The sequence below is a fragment of the Methylobacterium iners genome (assembly GCF_022179305.1).
Lineage (GTDB): Bacteria > Pseudomonadota > Alphaproteobacteria > Rhizobiales > Beijerinckiaceae > Methylobacterium > Methylobacterium iners.
The window spans coordinates 1-8,228 of the sequence record NZ_BPQP01000070.1; the positions used below are offsets into that span (position 1 = coordinate 1).

7 protein-coding genes and 1 tRNA gene are annotated in these 8,228 nt (G+C 67.4%); 7 read left to right on the forward strand and 1 reads right to left on the reverse strand.

What is annotated here, in order from left to right; translation table 11 throughout:
- Together MFF55_RS20280 and MFF55_RS26880 are read left to right on the forward strand one after the other, a co-directional pair.
- Positions 1-489: cytochrome d ubiquinol oxidase subunit II (locus MFF55_RS20280; RefSeq protein ID WP_238245922.1), on the forward strand; the 489-nt coding region annotated here is incomplete at its 5' end.
- Positions 486-614, forward strand: a complete 129-nt coding sequence (locus MFF55_RS26880; protein WP_283206776.1) for a hypothetical protein — start codon at positions 486-488, stop codon at positions 612-614. The genes MFF55_RS20280 and MFF55_RS26880, both read left to right, overlap by 4 nt.
- Positions 615-617: 3 nt before the next feature.
- On the opposite strand, the gene MFF55_RS20285 is transcribed toward MFF55_RS26880, so the two are convergent.
- Positions 618-2,057 carry a multicopper oxidase family protein gene (locus tag MFF55_RS20285; protein WP_238245923.1) on the reverse strand — a complete coding sequence of 480 codons (1,440 nt, stop codon included), beginning with the start codon at positions 2,055-2,057 and terminating at the stop codon, positions 618-620.
- Positions 2,058-2,221: 164 nt separating this feature from the next.
- Between MFF55_RS20285 and MFF55_RS20290 the strand changes: the two genes are divergently transcribed.
- The 5 genes from MFF55_RS20290 to lon all read left to right on the forward strand — a co-directional run.
- A tRNA-Leu gene (locus tag MFF55_RS20290) sits at positions 2,222-2,307 on the forward strand.
- 141 nt (positions 2,308-2,448) lie between these two features.
- Positions 2,449-3,837 carry a trigger factor gene (tig, locus tag MFF55_RS20295; protein ID WP_238245924.1) on the forward strand — a complete coding sequence of 463 codons (1,389 nt, stop codon included), beginning with the start codon at positions 2,449-2,451 and terminating at the stop codon, positions 3,835-3,837.
- 131 nt (positions 3,838-3,968) lie between these two features.
- The gene (locus MFF55_RS20300) at positions 3,969-4,595 is read left to right on the forward strand and encodes an ATP-dependent Clp protease proteolytic subunit (protein WP_238245927.1); all 627 of its coding nucleotides are present in this window, start codon (positions 3,969-3,971) and stop codon (positions 4,593-4,595) included.
- A 247-nt stretch (positions 4,596-4,842) separates the two neighbouring features.
- Complete coding sequence (gene clpX, locus MFF55_RS20305) at positions 4,843-6,114, forward strand: ATP-dependent Clp protease ATP-binding subunit ClpX (protein WP_238245925.1); 1,272 nt, start codon at positions 4,843-4,845, stop codon at positions 6,112-6,114.
- Between the two features lie 249 nt (positions 6,115-6,363).
- On the forward strand, positions 6,364-8,228 hold a 1,865-nt coding region (gene lon, locus MFF55_RS20310), incomplete at its 3' end, for an endopeptidase La (protein ID WP_238245926.1).

An 8,228-nucleotide genomic window follows, 5' to 3' on the forward strand; every position in this document is an offset into this window, starting at 1 on the left:
TTGCGCCGGGCCCAGACCTCGAGCTCGCCCGAGGTCTGGGCCCGGCGCAAGAGCATTCAGTTCCTCGCAGGCACGATGGTGTCGATGGCGATCGTCAGCGCCTGGGTGCCCTTCCTCGGCCTCGAGATCGAGCGGCGCTGGCTGTCCTGGCCGAACATCGCCTATTTCGCGCCCGTGCCCCTCGTGACCGCCTTCGTGTGCTGGCGGATCTACCGCAGCATCAAGGACGGGGCCGAGGTGATGCCCTTCCTGCTGAGCATCGCCCTGTTCCTGCTCGGCTTCCTCGGCCTGACGATCAGCCTGTTCCCCTACATCGTGCCGCCGGCGATGACGATCTGGCAGGCGGCCAACGCCGTCAGCGCCCTGCAATTCGCCCTCGTCGGCTACGCAGTGATCATGCCGCTGACGCTCGCCTACACGGCCTACGCCTACTGGGTCTTCCGGGGGAAGGTCGCGGAAGACATCACCGGCGGGGGCTATGGCCATTGAGCGCGGCGGGGCCGACGCCGCCGCGCAAGGCCGGTCGCCTTCTCTGGTTCGTCGCCTTCTACGCGCTCAGCCTCGGGGGATTCACGGCGCTCGTCTACTTCCTGCGCTTCATCGTGCGGGGGTGAGAGTCAGGTGACCTCAAACGAGGTCCAGAGCCCGGTGTCGAAGCGCTCCAGGACGCTTGAGGCGATGAGCCAGCGCCCGGGATTGTCGGCACGGAAGGCGATGCGGGCGGTGCGGCCCTCGGGGAGCTGGAAGGTGTCGAGCCAGTAGGGCTCCCAGCCGTCGTCGAGGGCGTGCAGTAGGCGGAACGCGTGGCCGTGCAGGTGCAGCACCTGCTGGAAGGCGGTCTCGTTCTTGAGGGCGAGCACCACGACCTGCCCGCGCTTGACCGTGAAGAGCGGCGGCTGCCCGGCGGCGCCGCTCGCCCCGTTGATCGCCCAGACGCGCTGCGGATCGCCGGTATAGACCGGCTCGGCCGCCGGCTTCTCCTTGTCGACCCTGGCGCCGCCGGTGAGGGTGAGATCGCGCCGGAACGCGCTCTGCAGCTTGACCTCGGCCGGCAGCAGCTTGTTGTCCCCGATCGGCCCGATCGGCGGCCGCTTCTCGGTGACCGGCTCGCCCTTCGTCGTGACGGTGGCGAGCGGCAGGCCGTTGCCGATCAGCACGGTGACCGAGCCGCTCGCCGCCTCCGCCGGCAGGTCGAGGATGAGGTCGTAGCGGGTGCCCGGCGGGAAGGGCAGCGTCGCGCGCAGGGGTTCGAAGGTGTCGGTCGGCTGACCGTCCACCGCCGCGACGTAGACCTTGAGCCCGTCGAAGCGAATGCGCGTCGCCCGGGCGTTGCAGGCATTGCCGATCCGCAGGCGCAGGCGGCTGCCGGGCTGGGCCTCGATCGCCTCCGGCATCGGCCTTCCGTTGACCGTGACGAGGCTGCCGAGCCGGCCGGAGGTGGCGGCGAAGAGCGTCTGTCCGAAGGGCAGCAGCGCGCCGGCGTCGTCGAGGCGCCAATCCTGCAGCAGGATCGTCACGTCACGGTCCACGGCCGGCGGCGTGCGCTCCTCGACGACGAGCATGCCCGCCAACCCGCGGCCCGACGGCTCGCTCGCACCCCCGACGACCGAGGGCCGGATCAGGTAGGTTCCGGCATCGGGCGGGGTGAAGGCGTAGGTGAAATCGCCGCCCGGCGCGATCGGGGCCTGGGTGACGCCGCCGACGCCGTCCATGGCGTTCTGGTTGCGCACGCCGTGCCAGTGGAGGCTGAGCGGGCGCTCGGTGCGGTTCTCCAGCCGCGCCCGCACGGTCTCGCCGAGCTTCACCCGCAGCACGGGCGGCTGCGTCCTGCCGTCGAAGCACCAGACCGCCGTCTCGGAAGCCGGGTCCGGCTTGAGGCGCAGCGTGGCCGGACCTGCCGACAGGGTTCGCACCTCGGGCGATGGGGCCGTCGGCGCAGGCTGGGCGCGGGATGCGCCGGGCCAGAGCGCGAGGGCGGCCGCGCCGGTGAGCACGCCGCGCCGGGGGATGCCGTGGTCCGGCACGAGGTCCGGCGAAGGCTTTGGGCGTTGCGGCATGGGACCTCTGGCGCGTCGGCTTCCGGACGGCGAGCCGCTTGTAAACGGCCGCTTCGTCCCTCGCCAACCACCTCGCCTCGCCCGAAGTTTTTTGCTGCGGGCCGGATCGTGCATGCTATAGAGCCCCGCTCTGGCGCTCGGACGCGCGCCGGGCGTAGGCGCTTGCGGGCGTGGCGGAACTGGTAGACGCGCTGGATTTAGGTTCCAGTGACGATGAGTCGTGGGGGTTCGAGCCCCTCCGCCCGCACCAGCCGCATCGGCATCGGATTGGCTCACATCGTTGGCCGGCCCGCCCTGCCGCCGCGAGCTTGGGCCTTCGACCGCGCGTCGATCGCGGGCCGCGACCAAATTCGAAGCATTGCACGATCACACGGACGACAGCGAGACGACCATGCAGGTGACCGAGACACTCTCCCAGGGCCTGAAGCGCGAGTTTCAGGTGCTGTTCGCGGCGGCCGAGCTCGAAGAGCGCCTGACCAGCGAACTCTCGACCCTGAAGGACAAGGCCCAGATCAAGGGCTTCCGCCCCGGCAAGGTCCCCGTCGCCCACCTGCGCAAGCTCTACGGCCGCTCCGTCATGGCCGACGTGCTCCAGAACGCCGTCAACGAGGCGAACCAGAAGATCGTCACCGACAACAACCTCAAGCTCGCCCTCGAGCCCAAGGTCGAGTTCCCGGGCGAGAAGTCGGTGATCGAGCGGGCGCTCGACGGCAAGTCCGACATCGCCATCAATGTCGGCCTCGAAGTGCTTCCGAGCTTCGAGCTCGCCGATCTCTCCGACATCAGCCTGACCAAGTACGTCGCCAAGCCCTCCGATGAGGAAGTCGACGAGGCCATCACCCGCATGGCCGGCCAGAACCGCCCCTTCACCGATCGGGACGAGAGGGCCGCGGCCGAGAAGGGCGATCGGGTCACCATCGATTTCGTGGGCCGCATCGACGGCGTCGAGTTCGAGGGCGGCAAGGGCGAGGGGGTCGACCTCGAACTCGGCTCCGGCTCGTTCATTCCCGGCTTCGAGGACCAGCTCGTCGGGGCCAAGGTCGGCGACCAGCGCGTCGTGAAGGCGACGTTCCCCGAGGGCTACGCGGCCGAGCAGCTCGCGGGCAAGGATGCGGAGTTCGACGTGACCGTCACCGCAATCAAGGCGGCGGGCGAGGTGACGATCGACGACGAGCTCGCCAAGGGCTTCGGGCTCGAATCCCTCGACAAGCTGAAGGAGGCGGTCTCGACCGCGCTCAGCAGCGACTTCGAGGCGCAGTCCCGGCGCAAGCTCAAGAAGGAGCTCCTCGACGCGCTCGACGCCAAGTACACCTTCGACCTGCCCCCGAGCCTGGTGCACCAGGAGTTCGCCGCCGTCTGGGCGCAGGTGGAGCAGGACCTGAAGAACCGTGGCAAGACCTTCGCCGACGAGGACACCACCGAGGAGGAGGCCCAGGGCGAGTACCGCAAGATCGCGGAGCGGCGCGTCCGGCTCGGTCTGGTGCTTGCGCAGGTCGGCGAGACCGCCGATATCAAGGTGACCGACGACGAGGTGAACCAGGCGCTGATCGCCCGGGTCCGGCAGTTCCCGGGCCAGGAGCAGCAGGTCTGGGACTTCTACCGGAAGAATGCACAGGCGCTCGCCGAACTTCGCGCGCCCCTGTTCGAGGAGAAGGTCGTCGACCACGTCCTCGCGCAGGTCAAGCTCGTCGAGGAGCCCGTCTCGAAGGAGGCGCTCTTCGCTGACGAGGCGGAGTCCGAGGACGGCGAGGCCAAACCGGCCGCCGAGACGGCTGGCTGAAGCCCGACGCGCTCAAGGGGGCAGCGGGCTGTCGAATGAGTCAGGCGGCGTTAAGTGCCGCCGGTGTTCGCTGACCGTCCGGCCCGCGCGATTCGTTCGCGGCCGGACTTCTCTGGAGCTTGGGCACGATGATGAGAGATCCGGTCGAGTATTATAACAGCGCGCTCGTGCCCATGGTGGTCGAGCAGTCGAGCCGCGGCGAGCGCGCCTTCGACATCTACTCGCGCCTCCTGCGCGAGCGGATCATCTTCCTCACGGGTCCGGTCGAGGATTACGGCGCCTCGCTCATCGTGGCGCAGCTCCTGTTCCTCGAGGCCGAGAACCCCAAGAAGGAGATCTCCTTCTACATCAACTCGCCCGGCGGCGTGGTGACCTCGGGCCTCTCGATCTACGACACCATGCAGTTCATCCGCTGCCCGGTGACCACGCTCTGCGTCGGCCAGGCCGCCTCGATGGGCTCGCTGCTGCTCACGGCCGGCGAGCCCGGCCACCGCTTCGCCCTGCCCAACGCCCGGATCATGGTTCACCAGCCGTCGGGCGGCTTCCAGGGCCAGGCGACCGACATCCTGATCCATGCCCGCGAGATCGAAGCCCTGAAGAAGCGCCTCAACGAGATCTACGTGAAGCACACGGGCCGCGACTACGACGCCATCGTCAACGCCTTGGAGCGCGACAACTTCATGACCGCCGACGCGGCCAAGGAGTTCGGCCTCATCGACGAGGTGATCCAGAAGCGGCCGGAGCCTGCGGCAGCCTGACGCCCTTCAGCTCCCCGCGGACGCGGAGGGGGAGGCAAAGACGAAAACCGGGGCAATCGTTTTCGGGCGGTTGCCCCTGCGGAGCCGACGCCCCGCCTTGATCCCGCCGCGGCAGCATGCTTGCATCGCGGGTCTGACCGGTCCCGCCGGATGGGCGCAGTGACTGTTTCTTTAGGCGGATGACATTACATCTCAGCGATGCGTGCATGGCCCCGGCTGGCGACGCGCACGCGAATCGGAGACCGATATGAGCAAGACTGGCGGCAACGACTCGAAGAGCACGCTGTACTGCTCGTTTTGCGGCAAGAGCCAGCACGAGGTCCGCAAGCTGATCGCGGGCCCGACAGTGTTCATCTGCGACGAGTGTGTCGAACTGTGCATGGACATCATACGCGAGGAGTCGAAGTCCTCCCTGGTGAAGTCCCGCGACGGCGTGCCGACGCCCAAGGAGATCCGCCGCGTCCTCGATGACTACGTCATCGGCCAGGATTTCGCGAAGAAGGTCCTCTCGGTCGCGGTGCACAACCACTACAAGCGGCTCGCCCACGCCTCGAAGCACAACGACGTCGAGCTGGCGAAGTCCAACATCATGCTGATCGGCCCGACGGGCTCCGGCAAGACGCTGCTCGCGCAGACGCTCGCCCGCATCCTCGACGTGCCCTTCACGATGGCCGACGCCACCACGCTTACCGAGGCCGGCTATGTCGGCGAGGACGTGGAGAACATCATCCTCAAGCTGCTCCAGGCCTCCGACTACAACGTCGAGCGAGCGCAGCGCGGCATCGTCTACATCGACGAGATCGACAAGATCTCCCGCAAGTCGGATAATCCCTCGATCACCCGCGACGTCTCGGGCGAGGGCGTGCAGCAGGCGCTCCTGAAGATCATGGAGGGCACCGTCGCCTCCGTGCCTCCGCAGGGCGGCCGCAAGCACCCGCAGCAGGAATTCCTGCAGGTCGACACGACGAACATCCTCTTCATCTGCGGCGGCGCCTTCGCGGGGCTGGAGCGGATCATCTCCCAGCGCGGCAAGGGCACCTCGATCGGCTTCGGCGCCGCGGTCCAGGCTCCCGACGACCGGCGCACCGGCGAGATCTTCCGCTCGGTCGAGCCGGAGGACCTGCTCAAGTTCGGTCTGATCCCCGAGTTCGTGGGTCGTCTGCCCGTGCTGGCGACGCTGGAGGACCTCGACGAGGTCGCCCTCAAGCGCATCCTGCAGGAGCCGAAGAACGCGCTCGTGAAGCAGTACCAGCGCCTGTTCGAGATGGAGAACGTCGACCTCACCTTCCAGGACGAGGCGCTCTCCATGGTCGCCCGCAAGGCGATCGAGCGGAAGACCGGCGCCCGCGGCCTGCGCTCGATCCTCGAGACGATCCTGCTCGAGACGATGTACGACCTGCCCGGCCTCGATTCCGTAGAGCAGGTGGTGATCGGCCCGGAGGTCGTCGACGGCAAGTCGCGGCCCCTCTACATCCACGGCGACCGCAACAAGGAAGCCCCGGCGAGCGTGTCCGCCTGAGGATCATGGCGGGGTTGTCTTAGCCGCCGAAGCGTACGGGGGAGGATGCTTGAAACCACCCTCCCCGCGATCCATCTGATTTCATGAAGCGCGATGGCCGCATGCTCACCTTCTGAGGTGCGGTGCCGCGCCACTCCAGCCGCACATCTCAAAATGCTTCCGACCCATTAGCGGCCCGGTCGGCCCCTGGCAGGATGCTTGCTCGCGACGAGGAGCGACTGCCCGGCGTCAATCATGAGGAAGTCCGACATGACTCAATCGAAATCGCGCCAGCCGGTCGTTCCGGGCTCGACGGGCACCTACGCCGTCCTGCCACTCCGCGACATCGTCGTGTTCCCGCACATGATCGTGCCGCTCTTCGTCGGACGCGAAAAGTCGATCCGCGCCCTCGAGGAGGCGGTCCGGACCGACCGCCACATCCTGCTCGCGACCCAGATCAACGCGAGCGACGACGATCCGGCCACCGACGCCATCTACAAGATCGGCACGCTGGCCTCCGTCCTGCAGCTCCTGAAGCTGCCCGACGGCACCGTGAAGGTGCTCGTCGAGGGCGCCGGCCGCGCCAAGATCGCCCGCTTCAGCCGCTCGGACGCCTATTACGAGGCCGAGGCCGAGACGCTCTCCGACGAGCTCGGCGACCGCGTCGAGGCGGAGGCGCTCGCCCGCTCGGTCATCTCCGAGTTCGAGAATTACGTGAAGCTCAACAAGAAGATCTCGCCCGAGGTCGTCTCCGCCGTCACGCAGATCGACGAGCCCTCGAAGCTCGCCGACACGGTCGGCTCGCACCTCGCGGTCAAGATCGCCGACAAGCAGGCGATCCTCGAGATCCCGACTGTGGCGCAGCGCCTCGAGCGCGTGCTGTCGCTCATGGAGAGCGAGATCTCCGTCCTCCAGGTGGAGAAGCGCATCCGGACCCGCGTCAAGCGGCAGATGGAGAAGACCCAGCGCGAGTACTACCTGAACGAGCAGATGAAGGCGATCCAGAAGGAGCTCGGCGACGACGAGGGCCGGGATGAGCTCGCCGAGCTCGAGGACAAGATCGAGAAGACCAAGTTCACCAAGGAGGCCCGCGAGAAGGCGCTCGCCGAGCTGAAGAAGCTGCGGCAGATGTCGCCGATGTCGGCCGAGGCCACGGTCGTGCGCAACTACCTCGACTGGATGCTCGGCATCCCGTGGAACAAGCGCTCGAAGATGAAGAAGGATCTGCCCGGCGCCCAGGTGATGCTCGACGAGGACCATTTCGGCCTCGACAAGGTCAAGGAGCGCATCGTCGAGTACCTCGCCGTGCAGCAGCGGGCGAACAAGCTCACGGGCCCGATCCTCTGCCTCGTCGGTCCTCCCGGCGTCGGCAAGACCTCGCTCGGCAAGTCGATCGCTAAGGCGACGGGTCGCGAGTTCGTGCGGATGTCGCTCGGCGGCGTGCGCGACGAGGCCGAGATCCGCGGTCACCGCCGGACCTATATCGGCTCGATGCCGGGCAAGATCGTGCAGTCGATGCGCAAGGCGAAGACCTCGAACCCACTCATCCTGCTCGACGAGATCGACAAGATGGGGATGGATTTCCGCGGCGATCCGTCGGCGGCGCTCCTCGAGGTGCTGGACCCCGAGCAGAACTCGACCTTCAACGACCATTACCTGGAGGTCGATTACGACCTCTCGCACGTGATGTTCGTGACGACGGCGAACACGCTGAACATCCCCGCGCCCCTGATGGACCGCATGGAGGTGATCCGCATCGCCGGCTACACGGAGGAGGAGAAGCTCGAGATCGCGCGCAAGCACCTGATCCCGGGCGCCCTCAAGAAGCACGGCCTCGACGTCAAGGAATGGTCGATCGACGATGCCGGCCTGCTGATGCTCATCCGCCGCTACACGCGGGAGGCGGGCGTCCGCAACCTCGAGCGCGAGCTGTCGAACCTCATCCGCAAGGCGGTCAAGGAGATCTTGATCACCAAGGTGAAGGTCGTAGCCGTGACCGAGGAGACCCTGCCGGAATTCCTCGGCCCGCCGAAGTTCCGCTACGGCGAGATCGACGAGGAGGATCAGGTCGGCGTGGTCACTGGCCTGGCCTGGACCGAGGTCGGCGGCGAGCTGCTGACGATCGAAGGCGTCAT

Excerpts from the sequence above, each read along its gene's own strand:
- MFF55_RS20285 (WP_238245923.1), bottom strand. The coding sequence starts at position 2,057 with ATGCCGCAACGCCCAAAGCCTTCGCCGGACCTCGTGCCGGACCACGGC.
- tig (WP_238245924.1), top strand. The coding sequence starts at position 2,449 with ATGCAGGTGACCGAGACACTCTCCCAGGGCCTGAAGCGCGAGTTTCAG.
- MFF55_RS20300 (WP_238245927.1), top strand. The coding sequence starts at position 3,969 with ATGAGAGATCCGGTCGAGTATTATAACAGCGCGCTCGTGCCCATGGTG.
- clpX (WP_238245925.1), top strand. The coding sequence starts at position 4,843 with ATGAGCAAGACTGGCGGCAACGACTCGAAGAGCACGCTGTACTGCTCG.